Here is a 24687-nt window from a genome sequence, read left to right as displayed (position 1 = left end):
CGGGCCCCGGAATGCGAAGCTCCGGCTGTACGTCTTTGGCCGTACGTCTCCGAAGTGGGTCTCCGGCTGCGGGCCTCCCGCCGGGGGAGCAGACTGGTGCGGGGTGCTCCGGTACCGTCGGGGCGCGGTGCCGGTGGTCGGCCGACGGGCGGAGGGGCGGGTCCTCGATGAAGCGGTCCTCGATGAGCGAAGCCACGGCGGCGAGCCGGGACACAGCGGCGGACGCTGCCGAACAGGGCGCGCCCGCCGGGGAGTTGGCGGACCGGCTGGAGGCGCACCGTACCGAGCTGACCGGCTACTGCTACCGGATGCTGGGGTCCGCCTTCGAGGCCGAGGACGCCGTGCAGGAGACCATGGTGCGGGCCTGGCGGAGCTACGACCGCTTCGAGGGCCGGGCGTCGCTGCGGTCGTGGCTGTACCGGATCGCCACGAATGTGTGCCTGGACCTGCTCAAGGGGAGCCGGCGCCGGGCCCGGCCGATGGATCTTGCCTCCCCGTCGAGCGTGGACACACCGGTCGGGGCGGGTCTGCCCGAGGCGACCTGGATCGGGCCGGTCCCGGACGAGCGGGTGCTGGCGTCCGCCGGGGACCCGGCGGAGGCGGCCGTCGCCCGGGAGTCGGTCCGGCTCGCGTTCATCTCCGCGCTCCAGCGGCTGGCGCCACGGCAGCGGGCGGTGCTGATCCTGCGGGAGGTGCTCAGCTGGTCGGCGAGCGAGGTCGCCGAGCTGCTGGGCAGCTCGGTCGCCTCGGTCAACAGTGCGCTGCAGCGGGCCCGTGCCACCCTCGCCGCGTCCGGCGACACCGCCGGCGAACCGCCGCGCCCCCTGGACGACGCCCAGCAGGCCCTGCTGGGCCGCTATGTCGACGCCTTCGAACGCTTCGACATGGACGCCCTCACGGCCCTGCTGCACGAGGACTCCACGCTCTCCATGCCGCCGTACGCACTGTGGCTGCGCGGCCGCGAGGACATCCTGAAGTGGCTGCGCGGTCCCGGCCACGGCTGCGAGGGGTCGCATCTGGTGGCCGTCGCCGCCGCGAACGGCCGGCCGGCGTTCGGGCAGTACCGCGCGGACGGCGAGCCCTGGGCGATCCAGGTCATCGACACGGCGGACGGACGGATCACCGCACTCAATTCGTTCCTGGACACCGAGCGGCTGTTCCCGCTGTTCGGTCTGCCGCTCCGGTACGGCGGCCAGGCCGAAGAGGCATAGCGGCCCGTTCAGGGAGGGATGGGCGGCGCTTTCCGGGCGCGGTCGACGGGCAGGGCTTCGGTCAGCCCCGTCACCGTCAGGACAGTCCGGAGCGCTTCGGGTACGTGGCGCAGCCGGATGCCGTGCCCCAGCCGACGGGCGGTGAGCTGGAGGCGGAGCAGGGCCTCGACGGTGGTGGTGCCGGGGGCCTTCAGGGCGCGTACGTCGCAGAGCACCGTCGTGCGCGGGTGTGCGTAGGAGCCGGATCGTGCGGCAGCCCGGCCGTCCGCCGGCGGACGGTGATCCGGCCGCCCGCCCCGCCTCAGCCCAGCTTGTGCTTCTTCAGCCAGGCGTCGGCCACCCGGTCCGGGTCGCGCTTCTCCTTGTCGACAAGGCGGTTGAGCTCGGTGAGCTGGGGCGTGGTGAGGGTGTTGCCGAGGCGGGCGAGCGCCTTGCGGACCTTGGAGTCGGCCTTGCGGGAGGCGATCAGCGGGACGATGTGCTGGGCGGGGATCAGATTCTTGGGGTCGGCGAGCAGCACCCAGCCGTTCTCCACGATGTCGACATCGGTGGTGAAGACATTGGCGACGTCGATATCGCCCTTCTTCAGCGCGCCCTTGACCAGCGGCCCGGACGAGTCCAGCGCCTTGAATTCCTTGAATTCCACGCCGTATTGGTCCTTGAGGCCGACGACCCCGACGACCCGCTTCTTCATCTCGGCGGCGGCGCCGAACACCAGCTTGCCGTTGACCTTGCGCAGATCGGCGAGCGTCTTCAGGCCGTAGCGGTCGGCGGTCTCCTGGGTCACCGCGAAGCTGTCGCGGTCCTCGGCGGCCGCGTACGGGAGGACTTCGAGACCGTCCGGCACCACGGTGGCCAGCGCGTTCTGCATCGCGCCCGCCTCGGTCTCGGTGGCCTTCTTGTCGAGATAGAGCAGCAGGCTGCCCTGGTATTCGGGGAGCAGATCGATATCGCCGGAGCGCAGCGCGGGCACCACGATCTCGCGGGAGCCGAGGTTGGGCTTGACGGTGGTCTTGACCCCGGCGGCGTTCAGCACGCCCGCGTACAGGTAGCCGAGGATCTGGTTCTCGGTGAAGTTGGCGGTGCCGATGGTCAGTCCGCCGCTGCTGTTGCCGCTGTCACCGCCGGCGCCGTCCCCCTTGAGGGAGGTGATGCCGGAGGAACAGGAGGCCAGCAGCGGGGCCGAGGCGCCGGCGAGGAGGGCGGTCAGGACGGTACGACGGTTCATGGGCGGAGCTCCTCGGGACGTACGTAGGGGCGGGGGCGGCGGATGCTCAGCGGGCGGCGGCCGGGCGGCCGCGGAACAGCAGCCGCGTCAGGCCGCCCAGGGCCAGGTCGGCGGCGACGGCGAGCACGGCGACCAGGGCCGCACCGCCCAGGACCTGCACCAGGTCGCGCTGCGCCAGCCCGTCGAAGACATAGCGGCCCAGCCCGCCGAAGCTGACGTAGGCGGCGATGGTGGCGGTGGCGACGACCTGCACGGTCGCCAGCCGTACGCCGGTCATGATCAAGGGGAGGGCCAGCGGGAGTTCGACCTGCCACAGGATCTGGCGGCCGCGCAGTCCCACGCCCTTGGCGGCGTCCTTGACCTCGGGGTCGACGGCGGCCATGCCCGCGTACGTATTGGTGATGATCACGGGCACGGCGAGCGCGACCAGGGACACATACACCGGCCAGACGCTCAGTCCGCCGGCGAGGAAGACCAGGGTGACCAGGCCGACGGTGGGCAGCGCCCGGCCGAAGGAGGAGAGGTTGACGGCGAGGAAGGCGCCGCGGCCGGTGTGCCCGATGAGCAGACCGATCGGCAGCGCGATCACGGCCGCGGCCAGGGTGGCGAGCACCGAGTACTCCAGGTGCTCCAGGACGCGGGTGGCGATGCCCTCGGGGCCCGACCACTGGGCCGGACTGGTCAGCCAGGAGGCGAGGTTCTTCAGGAGTTCGAGCATCGGTACGTCACGCCCGCTTCCACAGCTTGGAGGTGCGCTGCCGGGAGGTGCCGCGCCGCCAGGGGGTGCACAGCCACTGGACGGTCACCAGCAGCGCGTCGGCGACCAGGGCGAGCAGCAGGGTCAGGATCACGCCGGCGATGACCGGGGTGGGGTAGTTGCGCTGGAAGCCGTCGGTGAAGAGCTGGCCGAGGCCGCCGTATCCGATGTAACTCGCCACGCTGACAAGGGAGATGGACATCACCGTGGCGACCCGTACGCCCGCCATGATCACCGGGAGGGCGAGCGGCAGCTCGACGGTGAGCAGGGTGCGCAGCGGCTTGGTCCCCATTGCCTTCGATGCCTCGCGGGCCTTGACCGGGACCGCGTCCAGGCCCTCGACGGTGTTCCGTACGAGCACGACCAGGGTGTATGCGGTCAGACCGACGATCGCGGTGGTGCGGGTCAGACCGGTGATCGGCAGCAGCAGGACGAAGAAGGCGAGGGAGGGAATGGTGTAGAGGATGTTGGACGCGCCGAGGACGAAGCCGCGCAGCGGCCGTACGCGGTGCGCGAGGACCGCCAGCGGCAGCGCGATCAGCAGGCCGAGGAGGACGGCGGGCACGGCGGTGGCGAGGTGGTCCGCGGTCAGGCGGGTCATCTCGTCGGCATGGTCGGGGAACCAGCCCCATTCGATGGTCATGCGGGGCGCTCCGCGGTGGGGGCGGTCTTGCGGAGCGTGGCGTTCTTGGTGGCGGGCGCGTCAGGGGCGGTTTCCTTGGTGGCCGCCGCCCGTCCTGCCTCCGCGTGGCTGCGGCCGGCCCGCTCGTGGATGGCGTCGCGCGAGGTGAGGCCGGTCAGGATGCCGTCGGCGGTGACCCGGGCGACGGCGGCGGCCGGGGAGGAGACCGCCTCGTTGAGCGCCGAGAGCAGCGAGTCGGTGTCCCGCAGCGCCCGTACGGCCTCCAGACGAGCCTCGCCGGCCGTCCCGCCGCTGGGCAGTGTGTCGGTGTCCAGCCAGCCCAGCGGTTCGCCGCGCGGGGAGGTCACCAGACGCCAGCGCGCCCCGTCGCGGGAGATCTTGTCGACCGGCTCGTCCGCGCGTATCGCCTGGCCGGGCGCGTACGGCACCTCCGCGAGGGTGGTGAGCGAGAGCAGCTTCAGCCCCCGCTCGGCGCCCAGGAAGTCGGCGACGAAATCATCGGCGGGGCGGGCCAGCAGCTCGGCGGGCTCGGCGCACTGGACGAGCCGGCCGCCGGTGCGGAAGACCGCGATCCGGTCGCCCAGGCGGACCGCCTCGTCGATGTCGTGGGTGACAAAGACGACGGTCTTGCGCAGTTCTTCCTGGAGCCGCAGCAGCTCGTTCTGGAGCTGGGTGCGCACGACCGGGTCGACCGCGCCGAAGGGCTCGTCCATCAGCAGGACGGGCGGGTCGGCGGCGAGTGCGCGGGCGACGCCGACGCGCTGCTGCTGGCCGCCGGAGAGCTGGTGCGGATAGCGCTTGCCGGCGTCGGTCGGCAGACCGACCAGCTCCAGCAGCTCGGCGGCCCGGGCGCGCGCCTTGCGCCTGCCCCAGCCCAGCAGCAGCGGGACCGTCGCGATGTTGTCCAGGATCGTACGGTGAGGGAAAAGGCCGGACTGCTGGATGACGTAGCCGATGCCGCGGCGCAGCTCGGCGGCGTCCGCCTCCAGGATGTCGCGGCCGCCGACGCTGATGGTGCCGGAGGTCGGCTCGACCATGCGGTTCACCATCCGCAGGGTGGTCGTCTTGCCGCATCCGGATGATCCGACGAGGACGGTGACGCCGCCCTCGGGGAGATCCAGGGACAGATCGTCCACGGCGGTTGTGCCATTCGGGTATCGCTTGCTGACTGCGTCGAACTTGATCATCCGCTGCCCCTTGCCCGGCCTGCATAGTGTCATGCAGAGTCTTAGGCGCGTGAATAGAAGTCAATAGGCGCGGGTAAATCGCCTGTTACATCGCCCATTAATTGCCTGTTACTTCGATTCACCGTACGGAACGAGGTGTCGGACTTCCGTCCACAAAGCGCGTTATAAGAGGGAGTTGAGCCCCTTGGTTTCTCATATGCTGGACAGCGGTCGACGGGCCGGCCGGCGCATCACACTCGACGGCACCGGGCTGCACACCGCCGATATCGCCGCCCTCGCGGAGCGCACCGCGCACCCCGCGGCGCCCGACCCCAAGGCACTTGCCCGCGCCGAGGAATCCTGGGACACCGCCCGCCGCCTCGCCGCCACCGGCCGGGTCTACGGGCGCAGCACCGGCGTTGGGGCCAACCGTACGGAGGACGTCGGGGCCGCCGACGCCGAACACGGACTACGGCTGCTGCGCAGCCACGCCGGCGCGATCGGCGACCCGCTGCCCGGCCGCGAGGTCCGCGCCATGCTCGCGGTGCGCGCCAACCAGCTGCTGGCGGGCGGCGCCGGCCTCAACCCCGCCGTCATCACCTCCCTGCTGGCCGCCCTGGACTCCGGCGCGCACCCCGTCGTCAACGAACACGGCGCGGTCGGCACCGGCGACCTCGCCGCGCTCGCCCAGACCGGCCTCGCACTGGCCGGCGAACACCCCTGGCACTGCGACCGGGGCGGCCGGGCCCCCGCGCCCATCGCCCTCGACAACAACGACGCCCTCGCCCTGATCAGCAGCAACGCACTCACCTTGGGCCAGTCCGCGCTCGCCCTCGACGAACTGCGCCGGCTGCTGGCCGCCTCGCTCCCCATCGCCGCGCTCTCCCTCCTCGCGGTCGGCGGCTCGTACGAACCCTTCGCCGAGCCGGTCATGCTCGCCCGCCCGCACCCCGGCTCCGCGGCCGCCGCCGAGCGCATCCGCACGCTCTCCGGCATCCCGCCCCGCCCCACCCCGCCCCTGGGCCGCATCCAGGACCCCTACGGCTTCCGCTGCATCCCCCAGATACACGGCCCGGCGCTGGACGCGGCCGACACCCTCGACGCCGTACTCACCGTCGAGGTGAACGCCGCCGCCGAAAACCCGCTGATCAGCATCGAGGACCAGGCCGCCTACCACCACGGCAACTTCTACGCCGCACACGCGGTGCTGNAACGCCGCCGCCGAAAACCCGCTGATCAGCATCGAGGACCAGGCCGCCTACCACCACGGCAACTTCTACGCCGCACACGCGGTGCTGGCCCTGGACGCCTTCCGGCTGGCCGTGCTGCAGACCGCCCGGCTGTCCACCGCCCGCCTCGCCGCGCTCTCCGAGCCCGACTTCACCCGCCTGCGCCCGTTCCTGGGCGATGCCGCGCCGGCCAGCTCCGGCGTGATGATCCTGGAGTACGCGGCCGGCGCGGCGCTCGGCGAGATGCGCGCGGTCTCCCACCCCGCCTCGCTCGGCCACGCCGTCCTCTCCCGCGGCGTCGAGGAACAGGCCAGCTTCGCCTCACTGGGCGCCCGTCAGACCCTGCGCGCCTGCACGTATTACCGCCAGGTCCTCGCCTGCGAACTGGTCGCCGCGGTAAGGGCGTTGCGCATGCGCTCCCTGGAACCCGAGCCCGGCCTCCCGCTCGCCGCCGCCTTCGCGCTGGCCGCCGAGGCCCTCGACCCGCGGATGGAGGACCGCCCGCTGACGGACGATGTCGCGGTGGCGACGGGGCTGCTGGACGAGCTGGCGGGGTTGTGAGAGGTGCCGGGGAGCATGCGTCGCGGCGTCCGCGGGCCGGGATGATCCCGTACGGCCGGAACCGTACGCGTAGCCCGGACCGGCGCGGGCCAGGAATTCCGTACAGTCGGTCGACACAGGACAAGGCCCCGCACGAACGGGCCGGGAAGAAGAGGCGATGAGCGGGGACGGGGACAACGGCGGTGGCATCGGCGGCGCGGCCGACGACGGGTCGAGGGGTGACGTGTCGCGGGATCGCGCGTCGGGGGATCGCGCGTCGCGGGGTGACGAGTCGAAGGGCGGGGGCGACCGGGCACCGGCCGCGGAGGCGGTGACCGTCACGGAGGCGGTGACTGCCACGAAGGCGGTGACCGTCACGGAGGCCGGCACAGGCACGGAGGCCGGTACCGGCACCGAAGCGGCCACCGGTACCGGCACCGGCACCGCCGCCGGTGCGGCCACCGGCACCGCCGCCCGTCTGCAAAAACTCTTCGAGGGCCACCGGCTGACACCCACCCAACGCCGGATCGCGCACTGCATGGTCCGCCGGGCCGCCGATGCGCCCTTCCTCTCCAGCGTCGAACTGGCCGAACTGGCCGGCGTCAGCCAGCCGTCCGTCACCCGCTTCGCCGTCGCGCTCGGCTTCGACGGCTACCCGGCGCTCCGCCGTCATCTGCGCGAGGTCGCACCCGCCGAGAAGCCCGGTGACACCGGCTCGTACAACGAGTACCAGCAGGCCGTACAGGCGGAGATCGACAACCTCCGCCATCTCGCCACCGCCCTCGCCGACCCGTCCCCGGTGATCGAGGCCGGCCGCCTCTTCGCGGCCTCCCGCCCGCTCCCCGTCCTCGGCCTGCGCGCCGCCACCGCCCAGGCCGCCGGTTTCACCTACTTCGCCCGCAAGGTCCACCCCGACGTCCGCCTCCTGGACGAGGGCGGCACCATGCTCGCCGACCGCGTTGACGCCGCCGTACGGGCCGGGGCGAGCGCCCTGCTCTGCTTCGCGCTGCCCCGCCATCCCCGCGAGGTCGTCGACGCCCTCGAATACGCCCGCACGGCCGGCCTGACCGTCGTCACCGTCGCCGACAGCGTCTTCGCCCCCGTCGCCCACCACACCGACCTCCTCCTCCCGGCCCCGGTCGGCACCGGCCTGGCCTTCGACACGGCCTGCGCCCCCATGCTCCTGGGCCGCGTCCTCCTGGAGGCGATGTGCGACGCCCTCCCCGACGCCCAGGCCCGCCTGGAGGAGTTCGACGCGAAGGCGGCGGCGCGGGGGCTGTTCGTGGAGTGAGGGGGCGGCGGGGGGCCACCCGTTCGGGTGGCGGCCGTTTTATCCGGGGGAGGCCCGGGCGGCTCGGCGTACGTTCGGCATATGACCGCAGCGGAAGACTACGCACACCTATGTGACCTGCTGGACCGGCTTCCCGCGGAGAAGATCCGGCATGTGCGCGCGCTGGCTGATGCCGATCCGGAGCTCGCCCCGTTCGTGGAAGAGGACCAGCTGCCGCCCTCCATTGAGCGGCCCGGGTTCGCGGCATTCGTGGGAATGGGCAGGTCAGGCCACTCCGATACGGCTGTGCGGCACCGTGAGATCGTGCAGGAGGCGATCGACGAGGGGCGCCTGACGTGAGGGCGCTGATTCTGGACACCGGCGTGCTGTATGCGATCGCCGACGACGGCGACAACGATCACCGGCGGTGCGCGGAATAGGTGAGCGCCTTTCGGGGACGCCTGCTCGTACCGGCTCCTGTGGTCACGGAAACCGCCTGGCTCATCGAGAGCCGGCTGGGCGCCCAGGACGAGGCCATTTTCATCGACTTGTTCGCCCTCGGCACGCTGGAAGTGGTGGACCTGGAGCCCACCGACTACACGCGGGTCGGCGAACTCCTCCGCAAGTACGCCGACTTCCCCCTGGGGAGCGTCGACGCGTCTGTCGTCGCCGTGGCCGAGCGCCTGGGGCTCAGCGAGATCGCCACGATCGACCGCCGCCACTTCTCCGCTGTCCGCCCGCAGCACGTCACGGCGTTCTCCTTGCTCCCCTGACCGCCGCGGCGCCGCCCTGCCCGGCGGATTCCCCGGTCGGCCGCTGAGGGGTGGCGGCGCGCGCCAACGCCTCCTGGCTGCCAGGCTGCCGTCTCTCGACTGCCGGCTACGGCCTCCCCAGATCGCGCAGTGCCTCCGTATGTGCCCCGCCGCTCTCCGCGGTGAGTTCCTCCACGGTCTGCGGGGTGCGGACGGTCGCGAAGCGGACGGTGCCGTCGTCGGCGGCCGCATAGCCGTAAATCCCCGGGCGGGGGAGGGAGTTGTAGGCGAAGTGGGTGGAGAAGTAGTACGCGCCGGTGTCCAGGAGGGCGGCGTGATCGCCGGACTCCAGGAGGGGTAGCGGGCGGTTCTCGGCGACCAGATCGCCGGCGAAGCAGCACGGCCCCGCGATGTCCTGGGCGACCGGCTCGCCCGTCTTGGGGCGGCCTTCGGCGTCGTAGGCCGCGACCCGGATCGGCCAGGCCTCGGGGACGAAGACCGTACGGGTGGCGACCTGGGCGCCGGCATGGGTGACCGCGATGGGGCGGCCGCCCGCCGACTTCGCGTACTCGACGCGGGCGAGGACCGTGCCGTGCTTGGCCAGCAGCGAGCGGCCGAATTCGGTCACGAGCCCATAGCGCCCGGAGAGCAGACCGGGGACCGCCGAGCGGAGCAGCGCGGCGTACTCGCGGTAGGTCGGGGTGGTGGCGTCCGAGGAGAAGTTGACCGGCAGGCCGCCGCCGATGTCGAGGGTGTCGATCTGGCGCCGGCCGGCCTGCTCATTGATCTCCTCGGCAAGATCGAACAGGCTCCGTACGCCCGCGGCCATCAGCTCCAGCGGCATGCCCTGGGACCCCACATGGGCGTGCAGCCGGGTCAGCCACGGGCGGGCGAGGAAGGCGCGTACGACCCATGCGCGGGCGCCCTCGTCCCGCAGCGCGACACCGAACTTGGAGGTGTCGGTGGCGGTGCTCATCGCTCCGATGCTGCCGCCGCCGATCTGCGGATTGACCCGCAGACCGAGGGGTGCGGCGCTCGGCGCGGAGGACATCAGCCCGTCGATACGGGCCAGTTCCTCGGGGTTGTCGGCGTTGACGGCGATCCCGAGGGCCAGCGCCTCACGCAGTTCGGCGAGGGTTTTTGCGGGCGAGTCCAGGACCGTGCGGGCGATCGGCACCCCGGCGGCGCGGGCCAGCGCCAGCTCACCGGGGCTGGCCACCTCGCAGCCGAGCCCCTCCTGCGCAAGCAGCCGCAGGACGGGCACGAGCGAAGCGGCCTTCACCGCGAAGGCGTGCAGAACCGGGGTTCCGGGCGCCGTGAACTCCTCGAAGGCGGCCCGGAGTTCGCCCGCCGCCCGCCGAATCCCGGCAACATCGAGCAGCCCCACAACGGGCTCCCCGGCCCCCACCAGCCCCCGCGCAACGGCTGCCTGTACGGCACGGTCTCGATCCGTGAAGGTCATGAGCCAACTCCATCATTGAGCGGGGGTGCGGCGCCATGGGATACCGGATGGCCAGGGGAGGGCGGGCGGCCAGGGGATGCGGATGGGGCGGGTCGGGGTGGCGGGCGGCCGGTGTGCGTCGGGCTACGCCGTGCGGGCGCCGCCGAGTCCTGCCTTGCGGTGGCGTTCGGTGAGGCGGGAGCCGGACTCGCGGCGGGCGGCACGGCGCAGGAGGGGTATGGCGAGGAGGAAGCCGAGGGCGGCCCAGGCGGTGAGTATCAGGGCGACCGTCGGCAGCTCCCAGGAGCCGGCCGGTTCCGCGGCGCGTGCGGCGTCCGGCAGCAGGGCCGAGCGCAGACCCTGCGCCATCCACTTGAGCGGGAAGACGGAGGCGATCTTCTGGACCACCAGCGGCAGCTGGGTGAGCGGGAACATCGCACCGGAGGTGATCAGCAGCCCCATCGCGGGCAGCATGATCAACGCAAGCGCCTCGCGGGGATTGGGCAGCACGGCCCCGATGGCCGCCCCCAGCGGTACGACGGCGAGCAGACCGAGCGCGCTGACCCACAGCAGCGTCAGCCAGCCGCCGGGCCCGTGCGGCAGTGGCCCGTCCACCAGCAGTGCGGCGGCTCCCAGCAGGATGACCAGGGTGCCCAGCGCCATGGCGACCACCATCAGCGACTTGGCGACGAGATAGGCCGGTATGCCGCCGGGCGTGGCGCGCAGCCGCAGCAGAGCGCCCTCCTCCCGTTCGGTCACCAGAATCTGCGGGAGGTTGACCAGCCCGATCTGGAACAGCAGATAGGCGGCGAAGCCCGAGAGCGTCAGATGGGCCATCGGGACGTGGGTGCCGGGCACTTTGTCGCTGATGTAGCCGGCGAGCAGCAGCGCGACGACGACATTGACCAGATGGCCGCTCATCTCCTTGGGGTTGCGGACGAGGTGGCGCAGTTCGATGCCGCCGCGCAGGAATCCGGCGCGCCAGTAGCGGCGGTGCGGGCGCGGGCCGGTCTGCCGCGTGGCCCCGTCGGTGGTCTGCCCTGTGGTCCCGCCGGTGGTCTGCCCCGTGGTCCCGTCGGTCGTGCCGATCCCCTCGGCCATGTCCCCCGTGATGCCCTGCCTCATGTCCCCCCTCATGTCCTCCCCCATGTCCCCCTGCATGCCCCCCGTCACGTTCTTGGTCGTGTTCGTCACCGCGGTCACTTGCGTCCCCCTCATGCGGCTCGCTTCTCCCCGTCCGAGGCCCCGGCCTCGTTCTCACCCCTGGCCCCGGCCCCGGTGGTCTCACCGATCCCGGCGCCTGCGGAGTCCCCGGTTCCGGCCCCGGCCGGGTCCTCCCGATGCACCATGTGCAGGTAGGTGTCCTCCAGCGTCGGGCGGCGGACCTCCAGGTCGCCGATCGGTCCGCCCGTGTCCCGGTGGAGTTCCCAGACCAGCCGGGACGGGTCCTCGGTACGCTCGCGGCGGGGCGAGCCGTCGGCCGTCGTCCAGCGGACCTCGGCCTGGGCGGCGGCCCGCCGGGCCAGTTCCGACGGGGTGCCGCAGGCCCGGATCCGGCCGTTGACCAGCATCGCTATTCGGTCGGCCAGCCGCTCGGCCTCCGCCAGGTCGTGGGTGGTGAGCAGGATCGTGACGCCCTCGTCGCGGGCGAGCCGTTCGACCAGATCGTGGAAGCCGCGACGGGCCTCGGGGTCGAAGCCGGTGGTCGGCTCGTCCAGGAAGAGGAGCTCAGGGCGGCCGACGATGGCGAGCGCCACGTCCAGCCGGCGGCGCTGGCCGCCGGAGAGCCGGTCGACCTGCTGGTCGGCCTGTTCCGTGAGGCCGACCAGGGCCAGGAGTCCGGCCGGGTCGCGCGGCGCCGGGTGGTACGTGGCGAAGTGCTTGAGCAGCTCGGCGACCCGCCAGCGGCGGTGGTCGCGCCAGGACTGCAGGACCAGGCCGATCCGGCCGCGCCAGGCGTCGCCGCCGCGCGTCGGGTCCGTACCCAGGACGCTGACCTCCCCGGCGGAACGCCGGCGGAAGCCCTCCAGGATCTCGACGGTGGTGGTCTTTCCGGCGCCGTTGGGGCCGAGCAGCGCGAAGATCTCGCCGCGGTGGATCTCCAGGTCGACGCCGTGCAGCACATCGGTGCTGCCGTACGACATCCTCAAGTCGCTCACCCGGATGACGGGTTGGGCGGATTCCGTGGCTGCGCCGGGCGTCGTGGCCGCGGCGGGCGTGGCCGGGGCCACGGGGCTGTGCTCGGGTGTGGTCATCGGCCTGCCTCCGCGTGGTGCTGGTGTCGTTCTCCGGTCGCTGCCTTTGCGGCGGGCTCCGTTGGCGATGTAGGTGTGGCCGTCGGCCCCGCGCCCTCGACGATCGCGCGGAGTGCGGCCACATGCCCTTCGAAGGCGGTGCGGCCGCGGCTCGTCAGCCGAACCTTGGTGCGCCGCTTGCGGCCGCCGCCCTCCTTGCGTATCTCCAGATATCCGGCCTCTTCCAGCGTGTGCAGCTGCTTGGAGAGCGCGGAGTCGCTGAGCGAGAGGCTGTCGCGGATGAAGGGGAAGTCGGCCCATTCCGTGGCGGCGAGCAGGGCCACCACCGACAGCCGGGTGGACGGGTGGATCAGCTCGTCGAAGCCGCTCGGAGTGCTCATTGCCCCGCCCCCTTCTGCGCGGCTCTGACGCCGCGGTCGCGCAGTGAGCTGACCGCCCAGCGGTTCACCGGGCCGGCGAAGAGGACGAACGCGCCCGCCGAGACGGTGGCCTGGATCAGGCTGCCGTACGGCAGCGCCAGCGTCTCGACCAGACGGCCCGAGGCCAGGACCGTCACGCCGGTCACCACCATGCCCGCGACGAAGGCGGCGACCGATCGCCAGTCGTGGCGCGAGCGGTGCAGCCGCATGCGGGTTCTGCGGTTGTAGATCACGGCCAGTGAGCCGAGCACCGTGACGTAGGCGGTGAGCGCCAGCCAGAACGCCCACTGCGGCAGATCCAGGCCCGAGACGGCGAGGAACACCCACATGATTCCGGCCGTGGTGTACGTCGCCCCGGCTCCGCCGTGCGCGCAGCGCTCGATCTCGTCGTACACCCGCTCTTGTGGCACTCGGATGCGCTGCAGATCTTGCCAGGCCCGTTCGGCATCCACCGATGTGCTCATGATCATCGCCTCCCCAAGGCGGTCCAAGCTGTTCCCCGTTGACTTTCTCAACTTGCTCACTAGGAAAGTTAACGCAGACTTTCCTGCTGGGCAAGTCGAAAATTCCGGAGCCGGATGGCCGGTTCCCGCGTCTCGTGGGCGGTAGCTCCTCGCGCCCTGTTGACTAGTGCTATTCAGTGACTCCAGTATGTGAATAGCTCAATCCATTCGACGTCAGGGAGGCACGGCCCATGTCGGGACCGCGACCCGTGCGGGCACCGCGCGGTACGGAGCTGAGTGCTCGGGGATGGCAGCAGGAAGCCGCGCTGCGCATGCTGCAGAACAACCTCGATCCGGAGGTGGCCGAACATCCGGACCAGCTCGTCGTCTACGGCGGCACGGGCAAGGCCGCCCGTGACTGGCGCTCCTTCGATGCGATGGTGCGCACGCTGACCACGCTCAAGCAGGACGAGACGATGCTCGTCCAGTCCGGCAAGCCGGTCGGCGTGATGCAGACCCACGAGTGGGCGCCGCGGGTGCTCATCGCCAACTCCAACCTCGTCGGCGACTGGGCCAACTGGGAGGAGTTCCGCCGCCTGGAGGCCCTCGGCCTGACCATGTACGGGCAGATGACGGCCGGTTCGTGGATCTACATCGGGACGCAGGGAATCCTGCAGGGGACGTACGAGACGTTCGCGGCCGTCGCGGCCAAGAAGTTCAACGGCACGCTGGCCGGGACGATCACGCTCACCGCCGGCCTCGGCGGCATGGGCGGCGCCCAGCCGCTCGCCGTCACCATGAACGACGGCGTCGCCATCTGCATCGACTGCGACCCGCGGGCCATCGAGCGGCGCATCGAGCACCGCTACCTGGACGTGAGGGCGGACAGCCTCCAGCACGCCCTCCAGCTCGCCGTCGAGGCCCGTGACCAGCGCAAGCCGCTCTCCATCGGCCTGCTCGGCAACGCCGCGGAGCTGCTGCCGCAGATGCTCGCCGAGGGCGCCCCGATCGACATCGTCACCGACCAGACCAGCGCCCACGACCCGCTGGCCTACCTGCCCGTCGGTATCGACTTCGCCGACATGGCCGCCTATGCGGCGGAGAAGCCCGCCGACTTCACCCAGCGGGCGCGCGAGTCGATGGCCAGGCACGTCGAGGCCATGGTCGGCTTCATGGACGCCGGCGCCGAGGTCTTCGACTACGGCAACTCGATCCGCGGCGAGGCCCAACTCGCCGGATACGAGCGGGCCTTCGCCTTCCCCGGCTTCGTCCCCGCCTACATCCGGCCGCTGTTCGCCGAGGGCAAGGGGCCGTTCCGCTGGGCCGCGCTGTCCGGCGACGCCCGCGACATCGCCGCGACCGACAAGGCGATCCTGGACCTCTTCCCGGAGAACGAGTCGCTGGCCCGCTGGATCAAGTTGGCCGGTGAACGCGTCCACTTCCAGGGCCTGCCCGCCCGCATCTGCTGGCTCGGCTACGGCGAGCGCGACAAGGCCGGCGAGCGCTTCAACGAGATGGTCGCCGACGGCACCCTGGCCGCACCGCTGGCCATCGGCCGTGACCACCTCGACTGCGGCTCCGTCGCCTCGCCCTACCGCGAGACCGAGGCCATGAAGGACGGCTCGGACGCGATCGCCGACTGGCCGCTGCTCAACGCCATGGTCAATGTCGCCTCCGGCGCCTCCTGGGTCTCGCTGCACCACGGCGGCGGTGTCGGCATGGGCCGCTCCATCCACGCCGGCCAGGTCACCGTTGCCGATGGCACGCCGCTCGCCGGCGAGAAGATCCGCCGGGTGCTCACCAACGACCCCGGTATGGGCGTCATCCGGCATGTCGACGCGGGCTACGAGCGCGCCGACGAGGTGGCCGCCGAGCGCGGTGTCCGCATCCCGATGCGCGAGGGCGAAGGCGAGGGCGCGTGACCGCCTCGTTCCACGAGATGTGGCAGGAGTTGCGGCCCATCGGCCGCAACTCCTCCTCCGGGGGCTATCGCCGCTACGCCTGGACCGGCGCCGACGCCGACTGCCGCGCGTGGTTCAAGGCGCAGGCAGAGGCCCGCGGGCTCGCCTACGAACTGGACCGCAACGGCAACCAGTGGGCCTGGCTCGGCGCCACCGGCTACCAGGACGTGGCCCCCGGCGACGCCGTCGTCACCGGCTCACACCTGGACTCCGTACCGGACGGCGGTGCCTTCGACGGCCCGCTGGGCGTCGTCTCCTCCTTCGCCGCGCTGGACGAACTTCGCGGGCGGGGAACGGAGCTCGACAAGCCGCTGGCGATCGTCAACTTCGGCGACGAGGAAGGCGCCCGCTTCGGCCTGGCCTGCGTCGGCTCCCGGCTCGCCGCCGGGGCGCTGACCACCGAGGCCGCCCACCAGCTGCGCGACGGCGACGGCACCACCCTGCCGCAGGCCATGGAGCGCGCCGGATACGACCCCGAGGCCATCGGCCCGGACCCCGAACGGCTCGCCAGGATCGGCGCGTTCGTCGAACTCCACGTCGAGCAGGGCCGCGCCCTCGACCTGTCCGGCGACCCGGTCGGCATCGCCTCCGCCATCTGGCCGCACGGCCGCTGGCGGTTCGACTTCCACGGCGAGGCCAACCACGCCGGCACCACCCGCCTGGAGGACCGCCGCGACCCGATGCTCAGCTACGCCGCGACCGTGCTCGCCGCCCGCGAGCAGGCCCGGCTGGCCGGCGCCCTGGCCACCTTCGGGAAGATCAGCGTGGAGCCGAACGGCGTCAACGCCATCCCCTCGCTCGTCCGCGGCTGGCTGGACTCCCGCGCCCCCGACCAGGACACCCTGGACACCGTGATCAACGGGATCGAACGGGCGGCCGCCGAGCGCGCGGCCCGCGACGGAGTGGACCTGACCGTGGTCCGCGAATCTTTCACCCCCGTCGTGGAGTTCCAGCACGCCCTGCGGGACGAGCTGAGCGCGATCCTCGCCAAGACGGGGGAGCGGACGGTGCCCGTCCTCGGCACCGGCGCGGGACACGACGCCGGTATTTTGTCCGGAACCATCCCCACCGCCATGCTGTTCGTCCGCAACCCCACCGGTATCTCGCACTCACCCGCCGAAGCGGCGAACGAGGACGACTGCGCCGCCGGGGTCACCGCACTCGCCGACGTACTGGAGGGGCTGGCGTGCCACTGACGCCGCAGGCAACACCGACGACGTACTGGCTCGAACACGCCTGGCTCGGCACGCACGTCGAGCCGGGCGTCGCGCTGGACGTCGAGGGCGGGCGGATCGCAGCCGTCCACACCGGGGCCGGCACCCCGCCGCCCGGCGCCGTCGTGCTGCGGGGCCTGACCCTGCCCGGCCTCGCCAACGCCCACTCGCACGCCTTCCACCGCGCACTGCGCGGCACCGTCCAGGTCGGCTCCGGGACCTTCTGGACCTGGCGCGAGTTCATGTACCAGGTCGCCGGCCGGCTCACCCCCGACACCTATTACGCCCTCGCCCGCGCCGTCTACGCCGAGATGGCCCTGGCCGGTATCACCTGCGTCGGTGAATTCCACTACCTCCACCACGCGCCCGGCGGCACCCGCTACGACGACCCCAACGCGATGGGCGAGGCGCTGATCGCGGCCGCCGCCGACGCCGGTATCCGGATCACCCTCCTCGACACCGCCTACCTCTCCGCCGGTTTCGGCGCCCGGCCCAACCAGCTCCAGCTGCGCTTCTCCGACGGCACCGCCGACGCCTGGGCACAGCGCGCCGACGCGCTCGCGGGGGGCCGCGAGCACGCCCGCATCGGCGCCGCGATCCATTCCGTACGCGCCGTCCCCGCCGGGCAGCTGAGCATCGTCGCGGACTGGGCCCGCGAGCGGCAGGCACCGCTCCACATCCACCTCTCCGAGCAGACCGCCGAGAACGACGCCTGCCGCGACGCCCACGGCCGCACCCCCACCCAGCTGCTGGCCGACCACGGGGTGCTGGGCCCCCGCACCACCGCCGTGCACGCCACCCACCTCACCGGCGAGGACATCGGGCTGCTCGGCAACTCCCGCACCGGCGTATGCATGTGCCCGACCACCGAACGCGACCTCGCCGACGGCATCGGCCCGGCCGTCCAGCTCCAGGCGCACGGCTCCCCGCTGTCCCTCGGCAGCGACAGCCACGCGGTCATCGATCTGCTCGAAGAGGCCCGCGCCATGGAGCTCGACGAGCGGCTGCGCACCCGCACCCGCGGGCACTGGACGGCCAACGCCCTGCTGCGCGCCGCGACCGCCGACGGTCACGCCGCCCTGGGCTGGGACGAGGCGGGCACCCTCGCCACCGGCGCGCTCGCCGACCTCACCACGATCGCACTGGACTCCGTACGCACCGCCGGACCACTGCCCCGGCTGGCCGCCGAAACAGCCGTATTCGCCGCCTCCGCGGCGGATGTGCGGCACACCATCGTCGGCGGCCGGCAGATCGTCCGCGACGGTGTGCACACGCTTCTCCCCGACGTACCCACCGCCCTCGCAGAATCCATCGCCGCCGTACGCGGCTGAAGGAGAACACCCCCGCGATGACGACGACCTCCGCGCCCACCACCGCCATCACCCACATCGCCCAGCTCGTCACCAACGACCCCTCCCTCGGTGAAGGCCCCCTCGGTCTGATCCAGGACGCGGCGGTCGTCATCGACGGCGACCGCATCGCCTGGGTCGGTGCCTCCAGCAAAGCACCCGCCACTGACAACGCCGTCGACGCCGGCGGCCGGGCCGCCGTCCCCGGCTTCGTCGACTCCCACTCCCACCTGGTCTTCGCCGGCGACCGCACCGCGGAGTTCAACGCCCGGATGTCCGGCCGCCCTTACTCCGCCGGCGGTATCCGCACCACCGTCGCCGCCACCCGCGCCGCCACCGACGACGCCCTGCACGCCAACGTCGCCCGCTACATGGCCGAGGCGCTCCGCCAGGGCACCACCACCCAGGAGACCAAGTCCGGCTACGGCCTCACCGTTGAGGACGAGGCCCGCGCGCTGCGCATCGCCGCCGCGCACACCGACGAGGTCACCTTCCTCGGCGCGCACATCGTCCCGCCCGACTACGCCGACGACCCGGCCGGCTATGTCGACCTGGTCACCGGCCCGATGCTGGACGCCTGCGCCCCGCACGCCCGCTGGGTCGACGTCTTCTGCGAGAAGGGCGCCTTCGACGGCGACCAGGCCCGCGCCATCCTGACGGCGGGCCAGGCCAAGGGCCTGCAGGCGCGGGTGCACGCCAACCAGCTCGGCCACGGCCCCGGCGTCCAGCTCGCCGTCGAGCTCGGCGCCGCCTCCGCCGACCACTGCACCCACCTCAGCGCCGCCGACATCGACGCCCTCGCCCAGTCCGACACCGTCGCCACGCTCCTCCCCGGCGCCGAGTTCTCCACCCGCGCAAAGTGGCCCGACGCCCGCCCGCTGCTCGACGCCGGCGCCACCGTCGCGCTGTCCACCGACTGCAACCCCGGCTCGTCCTTCACCAGTTCCATGCCGTTCTGCATCGCGCTGGCCGTCCGCGACATGGGGATGACGCCCGACGAGGCCGTGTGGTCGGCTACCGAGGGCGGCGCCCGCGCCCTGCGCCGCACGGACGTCGGCCGGATCATCCCCGGCGCCCGCGCCGACCTCGCCCTCCTGGACGCGCCCTCGCACGTCCACCTCGCCTACCGGCCGGGTGTCCCGCTCGTATCGGCCGTCTGGCACAAGGGAGTTCTCGTCCGAGAGCCCTGACCGCCACAGGCCCGGCCCGCGATTGTCGGACCCCGCCGGCACGATGGGCTGCATGAGCAACGGGGTGACGGAACCGACCGACGGCGTGCTGGACGACCCGGCGCGGCTGCTGGGCAGCGAGCGGGCGGCGGTACGGGCGTACATCGACGCGTCCGACGGGCGGCGCAGTGTCGGACGCGAGGTCTTCCAGCAGGCCGAGGCGGTATTCGGCGGCGCGAAGGTCCCGCGCGCCGAGTTCGCGTCCTGGCTGCACTTCGCGGCCAAGGCGCTCGGGCACGATGCGTACGCCGAGGCCATGGCGGCCGCCGAGCCGGGGATGCCGTGGCGGACGGTGTGGGCCTGGTGGCGGCCGGCGGGCACGTATGTCCCGCACCCGAATCTGACCTATCTGGAGACCCTCGGGCTGCAGACGCACAACGGCCGTGAGCTCCTTCATACGAAGGCGGCCTGGGAGAACACCTGGCTCGATCTGGAGACCGGGGTACAGGTCCCGGGTCCGCCCGAGGAAGCCACGGTCGAGCTGCGCTCCCGGTACGAGGTGAAGAGCGGGCAACACCTGGACGACTGGCGGCTGTCCGCGCCCGAGGCCTGGGCGGGCGCCAGACCGCTCGTCGGCGAGGACGGCCGGATGCGGTATCTGGTGGCGGACACCTGCGGTCTCGCGCTGCTGGACACCGACCCGTCGGTGCTCCGCGACTGGCCGCGCGGCGGGATCGACCATGAGTCGTCGGAGAAGGGCACGCCCGGTCGGATACCGTCCTTCCCCGCCCCCACCGGCCCGCTGAGCGCCGAGCGGCTGGACGAGGCCTTCGCCCCCGTCGACGTCGTCCGCATCCCCGAGCACGAGCTGCCGGCCACCCTCGAACACCCCGCGAGCCGGGCCCATTTGCGCGATATCGGGCTTCCGGCGTGGTGGGCGTGCGCCTGGACGACCTTCGAGCCGTGCCCGGCGGGGAAGATGACGCCGCCGGGCGAGGGCGCCCTGGACCGCGTCGCGCTACCGGACGGTCTCGCCGCCGCCGACCTGCTCACCCTCGGCTCCAGCGAGCACGGCGAGCTGTATCTGCACCGCCACGAGGGCGGTGTCCACATCGTCTCGGACGACCATGACCTCGTCCAACTCTCCCCGGACCTCGGCCACTTCACCCGCGTCCTGGAGGGCGTACGCCGCCATATGGAGGCCTGCTGGCACCCCTACCCGGGCGAGGGCGGGCCGAGCGCGTTTCTCGACGAGATGGACGCCCTCGCGCCGGGCACGGTGGACTCCGACGGCCCCGGCGGAGTGATGTGGAGTTACTTCGTCGCAGGCATCACGGAGTTGAACGAGGACGGTTTCTAGCCCAGGGGAGTAGCACGGGCAGGGGCACGGGCAGGGACGGGCCGCTCAGCAGAGGAGGGCCCGTCCCGAGAAACCCCGGGGCGGGCCCTCCTCTGCGCGGGCGGCTGCCGGTCACGGGGGACCGGCAGGGACCGCGGTCCCTCACTCCTCGATCATCAGCCCCTTGCGGAGCCGTACGAGCGTGCGGGAGAGCAGACGGGAGACATGCATCTGGGAGATGCCCAGCTCCTCGCCGATTTCGGACTGCGTCATATTGGCGACGAAGCGCAGCGAGAGGATCTTGCGGTCGCGCGGGCCGAGTTCGGCGATCAGCGGCTTGAGGGATTCGACGTACTCGATGCCCTCCAGGCCGTGGTCCTCGTAGCCGATGCGGTCCGCCAGCGCGCCTTCGCTGTCGTCCTCCTCGGGCTGGGCGTCCAGCGAGCTCGCGGTGTAGGCGTTGCTCGCGGCCATCCCCTCGACGACCTCGTCATTGGTGATGCCGAGGCGTTGGGCGAGTTCGTGCACCGTGGGGGCGCGGTCCAGCTTCTGCGCCAGTTCGTCGCCCGCCTTGGCAAGGTCCAGGCGCAGTTCCTGCAGTCGCCTCGGTACGCGCACCGACCAGCTGGTGTCACGGAAGAAGCGCTTGATCTCGCCGACGATGGTCGGCATCGCGAACGTCGGGAACTCGACGCCACGGCTGAGTTCGAACCGGTCGATCGCCTTGATCAGGCCGATCGTGCCGACCTGGACGATGTCCTCCATGGGCTCGCTGCGGGAGCGGAACCGGGAGGCCGCGAACTTCACCAGGGCCAGATTGAGCTCGACCAGGGTGTTGCGGACGTACGCGAATTCGTGCGTGCCTTCTTCGAGCGATTCGAGCCGCTCGAAGAGGGTCTTGGACAGAGCCCTCGCGTCCACCGGGCCCACCTCGTCGAACGGCGGGATCTCGGGCAGACCGTCGATCTCAGGCATTCCTGCCGACTCTGATTCGGCAGGGAGGGGCTGGGAAGGGATGTGCCCGGTCGGGTCGGACAGGGGTGTCGACGATGCGGACTGCCGGATGTTGTCGTCGGTGCGCAGTTCGTCGAGCCGGGGTGACATGGTCTCCTCCATCGTTCTCGGCATATGGCTGCCGATGCCTCTACGTGAAGCTGCGGTGTGCGGCGCCTCCAAAGCCGGCCGTTTCGAATGTGTCCTTCTACGCCTACCTGGCTTTGCCTGAAGATGGCAAGTGCGTGTTGTCCGTATATTGGGCAATATGCGGATTGTTCGGCTACCCGCGCGCGTCAGGAAGGCGTAGGGTTCGACGAGCGCAGTCGTAAGCAATCAGTCGTTGTCGAGACAGCAAAAGGGGTGCGCGCGCATGGACCGCGGGACGGTCGGCAGTGCAAGCCGGGGGCGGCTTCACGTCGAGATCCGCCATCACGGCGCCAGCGCGGTCGTGACGGTCGCGGGTGAGCTTGATCACCACACCGCGGATCTGTTGCGTGAGTCACTCGAAGGCTGTGTCGACGACGGCTATGCACGTCTGGTGGTGGACTGCTCACCCCTTGAGTTCATGGACTCCACCGGTCTCAACGTTCTGCTCGGCGCGCGCCTCAAGGCGGAGGCCGAGGGGGGCGGGGTCCATCTGGCGGGAATGCAGCCGGTGGTTGCCCGGGTTTTCGAGATCACTGGCGCGGAGGCGGTCTTCACGGTGCACGAATCGCTCGATGCGGCCTTGGCCGACTGACGTGACACCAGTGCCCGGAACGTTCCATTCCGGGCACGTAGTACGTGTCACAACTTCCGTACCCAACAAGTGGGTGTTCTCGCGGTCCGGTCGGGCAGGAGACATCTGAATCCGTTGCAATCAGTCAGTTATCTGTTCTCCGTGAATAGGCGAATCGGTGAGGTGAAGCGCTGATGAGCACCACCCGGCCGTACCCGCCGGGCGATCTCGGCCCGGAGTCGGGCGGCGCCGGTGCTTCCGCCGCCGTTCCGGCCGCCACCGCGCCGGCGGGCCAGATCCGCCGGCTGCGCCTGGCGGGCACCCGGGGCGCCGTGGCGCGCGCCCGTGACTTCGCCCGGGAAGCCCTGCACGACTGGGGCTGGCTGCCGGCCGCCAACGCCGATCAGCGTGCCGCGGCCGAGGACGTACTGCTCGTCGTCTCGGAGTTGGTCACCAATGCCTGTCTGCATGCCGAAGGGCCCGAGGAGCTGCGGCTGCGCTGCACCTCCAAGGTGCTGCGCCTGGAGGTCAGCGACCTCGGCGCGGGTTCCCCGGCGCCGCGCAGCCCGCACCGTCCGGGCCGTCCCGGGGGCCACGGCATGTTCATCGTGCAGCGGCTGTGCCTGGACTGGGGCGTGGTGCGCAACGCCGACGGCACGGGCAAGACCGTCTGGGCGGAGCTCGCCGCGCCGTCCTGAAGGCGGCCGGACACGGCCGGGGAGCGGCAGGGGAGAAGTGAGCGCGGGCCTGCGGGCCCGCGCTTCGTCGTCTGCGGAAGCGTTTACGGACAAGCGTCTACGGACCCCGTACGCCCGCCGCCGTGCCGCCCCGTACGGCGCACGCCGCGCCGCTGTATACGAGGCCGGTTTTCCCCGCCGCCCCGGGCCCGGCGCGATCGGGGCTGTGCTTTGCCTTCCCTCGACAAGGTCCCCGGCGTACCTTGAGCGGCCAATCTGATGTGCCGTCAGTAACACCCGGCGGTGCGCTCACCGGGAGAAGGGGAACGGAACGTGGCCCGCTTCTACGAACAGCACGGCAGGCGCCCGCGCCGGGCCGCCGGCCTCGCCGCTGCCGTGGCGATGACCGCGGGGTCCGCGGTGATGCTCACCGCACCGGCCGCCCACGCCGAGGTCGTCGACGTCAACTACCAGTGCAAGACACCCATCGGAAACAAGGGCGCGGTCTCGCCCATCGACATCAAGAGCACCCCCAGCGGCGGTGCCTACAAGCTCGTCATGTCCTTCCAGAAGGGCGTCTCCTCCAGCCCCGTGGAGCTGGGCAAGGGCGCGATGAAGCCGAGCGCGCTGATCAAACTGGGCGGTGCGGAGAGCGGTACGGTGCCGGTCTCCGGGCCCCCGAACGACAAGGCGATACCGGCCAACACTCCCATCAAGATCAGTGACTTGAGCGGTACATATACGCCCAAGGGCAGCGGCAAGGTCACCTTCACCGCCGCCACGCTCACCATCAAGGCGCTGGGCACCACGACCACCTGCACGCCCAGCAACCACCCCCAACCGTCGCTGACCCTCGATGTGAAGGGGTCCGGCGGCTCGGGCGGCGGCACCGGCGGCCCGGCCGCCGGCGGCTCCTCCGGCGGGCAGCTGCCGCAGACCGGGCCCGCGGACTCCGCGATCGCGCTGGGCACCCTCGGCGGCACCGTGCTGCTGGCCGGTGCGGCCGGTGTGCTCTGGCTGACCCGCCGCCACCAGCGGGCCTGACGCGCCCGGTCCCCGCATCACGCGTACGAGCACCAGGAGCCGCCGATGCCGTTCCGTACTCGCGCAGCGGTCAGCGGTGCGGTCCTTGCGACCGCCGCCGCGCTGCTGTGCCCCGCCGCGGCCGCGGCCGCACCGGCGGAAACGGGCTGGTCCGCCGCGCCCGCACCCGGTGACGGCGCCGGGCCGGGCGCGCAGCACCGACCGTACTTCTACCTGGAGGGCGCGCCGGGCACCGTCATGAACGACCGGCTGTCCCTCAGCAACCCCACCGGCCGGGCCGTCACCGTACGGCTGCACAGCTCCGACAGCGGAGCGTGGATGGCGCTCGCGGCGAAGGAGGTGAAGGTCCCGCCGCGTACCCGGGCGAGCGTCCCGTTCACGGTGACCGTGCCGCGCGACGCGGCCCCCGGCGGCCACCCCGGCGCGCTCATCGCGACCAGCGGCGGCAAGGGCGGCGGGCGAGCCGCCGTACCGGTCCATCTGCGGGTGACCGGGCCGACGCTCTCCGCGCTGACCGTCGAGAACGTGTCCGTGCGCGGGCAGGGGGACGCGGCGGTCATCCGGTACACGCTGGTCAACCGGGGCAACACGGTGCTCACCCCGCGGCTCACGGTGCGCGCGGACGGGGTGTTCGGGCCGGTGCTGCGGCGCGCGGCCCGCACCCTGCCGCTCGCGCTGCGGCCCGGACAGGGCGTCGATCTGACGGAGAAATGGCCGGATCCGCCCGGTCTGGACGTGGTGGACCTCCGGCTCACGGTGACGGCGCGGGGCGGCGCGCACGGGTCCGCCTCCGCCTCGTACGCGGCGGTCCCGTGGGGCGCCACCGCCGGGGCGGCGCTCGCCCTGGCGGCGGGGGCGGGCGGCCT

The 24687-nt window shown here is 72.0% G+C and carries 25 protein-coding genes and 1 pseudogene; 15 read left to right on the top strand and 11 right to left on the bottom strand.

The genetic code is table 11. The annotated features are described in order from the left end of the window. Positions 1 to 182 precede the first annotated feature (182 nt). Complete coding sequence (locus DY245_RS04310; protein ID WP_128503640.1) at positions 183 to 1211, top strand: sigma-70 family RNA polymerase sigma factor; 1029 nt, start codon at positions 183 to 185, stop codon at positions 1209 to 1211. An 8-nt stretch (positions 1212 to 1219) separates the two neighbouring features. Here the strand turns inward: DY245_RS04310 and DY245_RS45785 are convergent, their stop codons facing one another. The 5 genes from DY245_RS45785 to DY245_RS04285 form a co-directional block, all read right to left on the bottom strand. Beyond that, positions 1220 to 1426 carry an STAS domain-containing protein gene (locus DY245_RS45785; RefSeq protein WP_244942821.1) on the bottom strand — a complete coding sequence of 69 codons (207 nt, stop codon included), beginning with the start codon at positions 1424 to 1426 and terminating at the stop codon, positions 1220 to 1222. Between the two features lie 86 nt (positions 1427 to 1512). Further along, on the bottom strand, positions 1513 to 2439 hold the full coding sequence (locus DY245_RS04300; protein ID WP_128503635.1) for an ABC transporter substrate-binding protein: 927 nt from the start codon (positions 2437 to 2439) through the stop codon (positions 1513 to 1515). A gap of 46 nt (positions 2440 to 2485) precedes the next feature. Continuing rightward, the gene (locus DY245_RS04295; RefSeq protein ID WP_128503633.1) at positions 2486 to 3157 is read right to left on the bottom strand and encodes an ABC transporter permease; all 672 of its coding nucleotides are present in this window, start codon (positions 3155 to 3157) and stop codon (positions 2486 to 2488) included. 7 nt (positions 3158 to 3164) lie between these two features. Then, on the bottom strand, positions 3165 to 3839 hold the full coding sequence (locus tag DY245_RS04290; protein WP_128503631.1) for an ABC transporter permease: 675 nt from the start codon (positions 3837 to 3839) through the stop codon (positions 3165 to 3167). Next, the gene (locus tag DY245_RS04285; RefSeq protein ID WP_128503629.1) at positions 3836 to 5026 is read right to left on the bottom strand and encodes an ABC transporter ATP-binding protein; all 1191 of its coding nucleotides are present in this window, start codon (positions 5024 to 5026) and stop codon (positions 3836 to 3838) included. Before DY245_RS04285 ends, DY245_RS04290 begins: the two co-directional genes overlap by 4 nt. Positions 5027 to 5222: 196 nt before the next feature. Between DY245_RS04285 and DY245_RS45780 the strand changes: the two are divergent. From DY245_RS45780 to DY245_RS04265, 5 genes and pseudogenes are all read left to right on the top strand, one after another. Then, positions 5223 to 6215: pseudogene (locus tag DY245_RS45780) on the top strand (aromatic amino acid ammonia-lyase); the annotation flags it as partial. A 1-nt stretch (position 6216) separates the two neighbouring features. Beyond that, positions 6217 to 6795 (top strand): aromatic amino acid lyase (locus tag DY245_RS45775; protein WP_244942820.1); only part of this gene is annotated, 579 nt, incomplete at its 5' end. 157 nt (positions 6796 to 6952) lie between these two features. Continuing rightward, on the top strand, positions 6953 to 8065 hold the full coding sequence (locus DY245_RS04275) for a MurR/RpiR family transcriptional regulator (RefSeq protein WP_128503627.1): 1113 nt from the start codon (positions 6953 to 6955) through the stop codon (positions 8063 to 8065). An 81-nt stretch (positions 8066 to 8146) separates the two neighbouring features. After that, positions 8147 to 8404 (top strand): hypothetical protein, encoded by a 258-nt coding sequence (locus DY245_RS04270; protein ID WP_128503625.1) that lies wholly within the window; start codon positions 8147 to 8149, stop codon positions 8402 to 8404. An 80-nt stretch (positions 8405 to 8484) separates the two neighbouring features. Next, positions 8485 to 8817 (top strand): type II toxin-antitoxin system VapC family toxin, encoded by a 333-nt coding sequence (locus DY245_RS04265; RefSeq protein ID WP_128503623.1) that lies wholly within the window; start codon positions 8485 to 8487, stop codon positions 8815 to 8817. Between the two features lie 106 nt (positions 8818 to 8923). On the opposite strand, the gene DY245_RS04260 is transcribed toward DY245_RS04265, so the two are convergent. From DY245_RS04260 to DY245_RS04240, 5 genes are all read right to left on the bottom strand, one after another. Next, positions 8924 to 10258: a type III PLP-dependent enzyme domain-containing protein gene (locus DY245_RS04260; protein WP_128503621.1), complete on the bottom strand. Its 1335-nt coding sequence runs from the start codon at positions 10256 to 10258 to the stop codon at positions 8924 to 8926. A 123-nt stretch (positions 10259 to 10381) separates the two neighbouring features. Next, positions 10382 to 11362 (bottom strand): ABC transporter permease, encoded by a 981-nt coding sequence (locus tag DY245_RS04255; RefSeq protein WP_342354169.1) that lies wholly within the window; start codon positions 11360 to 11362, stop codon positions 10382 to 10384. A gap of 89 nt (positions 11363 to 11451) precedes the next feature. Beyond that, the gene (locus tag DY245_RS04250) at positions 11452 to 12492 is read right to left on the bottom strand and encodes an ABC transporter ATP-binding protein (RefSeq protein WP_128503616.1); all 1041 of its coding nucleotides are present in this window, start codon (positions 12490 to 12492) and stop codon (positions 11452 to 11454) included. Next, entirely contained in the window at positions 12489 to 12872 is a 384-nt protein-coding gene (locus DY245_RS04245; protein ID WP_128503614.1) for a transcriptional regulator, read from the bottom strand. Before DY245_RS04245 ends, DY245_RS04250 begins: the two co-directional genes overlap by 4 nt. Then, complete coding sequence (locus DY245_RS04240; protein ID WP_181923517.1) at positions 12869 to 13375, bottom strand: hypothetical protein; 507 nt, start codon at positions 13373 to 13375, stop codon at positions 12869 to 12871. Before DY245_RS04240 ends, DY245_RS04245 begins: the two co-directional genes overlap by 4 nt. Before the next feature lie 230 nt (positions 13376 to 13605). Here DY245_RS04240 and hutU point away from each other — a divergent pair, with 230 nt between their 5' ends. Genes hutU through DY245_RS04215 form a run of 5 tightly spaced genes read left to right on the top strand, consistent with a single transcriptional unit; the run spans position 13606 to position 20407 of the window. Further along, positions 13606 to 15276 carry a urocanate hydratase gene (gene hutU, locus DY245_RS04235; RefSeq protein ID WP_128503612.1) on the top strand — a complete coding sequence of 557 codons (1671 nt, stop codon included), beginning with the start codon at positions 13606 to 13608 and terminating at the stop codon, positions 15274 to 15276. 17 nt (positions 15277 to 15293) lie between these two features. Further along, positions 15294 to 16511, top strand: coding sequence for an allantoate amidohydrolase (locus DY245_RS04230; protein ID WP_244942823.1), 1218 nt, complete (start codon positions 15294 to 15296; stop codon positions 16509 to 16511). Beyond that, the gene (locus DY245_RS04225; RefSeq protein ID WP_128503608.1) at positions 16502 to 17860 is read left to right on the top strand and encodes a formimidoylglutamate deiminase; all 1359 of its coding nucleotides are present in this window, start codon (positions 16502 to 16504) and stop codon (positions 17858 to 17860) included. Before DY245_RS04230 ends, DY245_RS04225 begins: the two co-directional genes overlap by 10 nt. A 17-nt stretch (positions 17861 to 17877) precedes the next feature. Continuing rightward, positions 17878 to 19068 (top strand): imidazolonepropionase, encoded by a 1191-nt coding sequence (gene hutI, locus DY245_RS04220; RefSeq protein ID WP_128503606.1) that lies wholly within the window; start codon positions 17878 to 17880, stop codon positions 19066 to 19068. Positions 19069 to 19120: 52 nt separating this feature from the next. After that, a complete protein-coding gene (locus tag DY245_RS04215; protein ID WP_244942819.1) occupies positions 19121 to 20407 on the top strand; it encodes an SUKH-4 family immunity protein in 1287 nt (428 codons plus the stop codon). Positions 20408 to 20548: 141 nt separating this feature from the next. On the opposite strand, the gene DY245_RS04210 is transcribed toward DY245_RS04215, so the two are convergent. Further along, positions 20549 to 21502, bottom strand: coding sequence for an RNA polymerase sigma factor SigF (locus DY245_RS04210; RefSeq protein WP_425329342.1), 954 nt, complete (start codon positions 21500 to 21502; stop codon positions 20549 to 20551). Between the two features lie 250 nt (positions 21503 to 21752). Between DY245_RS04210 and DY245_RS04205 the strand changes: the two genes are divergently transcribed. The 4 genes from DY245_RS04205 to DY245_RS04190 all read left to right on the top strand — a co-directional run. Continuing rightward, entirely contained in the window at positions 21753 to 22121 is a 369-nt protein-coding gene (locus DY245_RS04205) for an STAS domain-containing protein (protein WP_128503604.1), read from the top strand. Positions 22122 to 22294: 173 nt separating this feature from the next. Next, positions 22295 to 22798, top strand: a complete 504-nt coding sequence (locus DY245_RS04200) for an ATP-binding protein (protein ID WP_128503602.1) — start codon at positions 22295 to 22297, stop codon at positions 22796 to 22798. Positions 22799 to 23110: 312 nt separating this feature from the next. Continuing rightward, positions 23111 to 23821: an LPXTG cell wall anchor domain-containing protein gene (locus tag DY245_RS04195; protein WP_128503600.1), complete on the top strand. Its 711-nt coding sequence runs from the start codon at positions 23111 to 23113 to the stop codon at positions 23819 to 23821. Positions 23822 to 23866: 45 nt separating this feature from the next. Continuing rightward, positions 23867 to 24687 (top strand): COG1470 family protein (locus DY245_RS04190; protein WP_128503598.1); only part of this gene is annotated, 821 nt, incomplete at its 3' end.

Source organism: Streptomyces inhibens, from assembly GCF_003389455.1.
Lineage (GTDB): Bacteria > Actinomycetota > Actinomycetes > Streptomycetales > Streptomycetaceae > Streptomyces > Streptomyces inhibens.
This window is presented reverse-complemented; position numbering and strand designations above follow the sequence as displayed.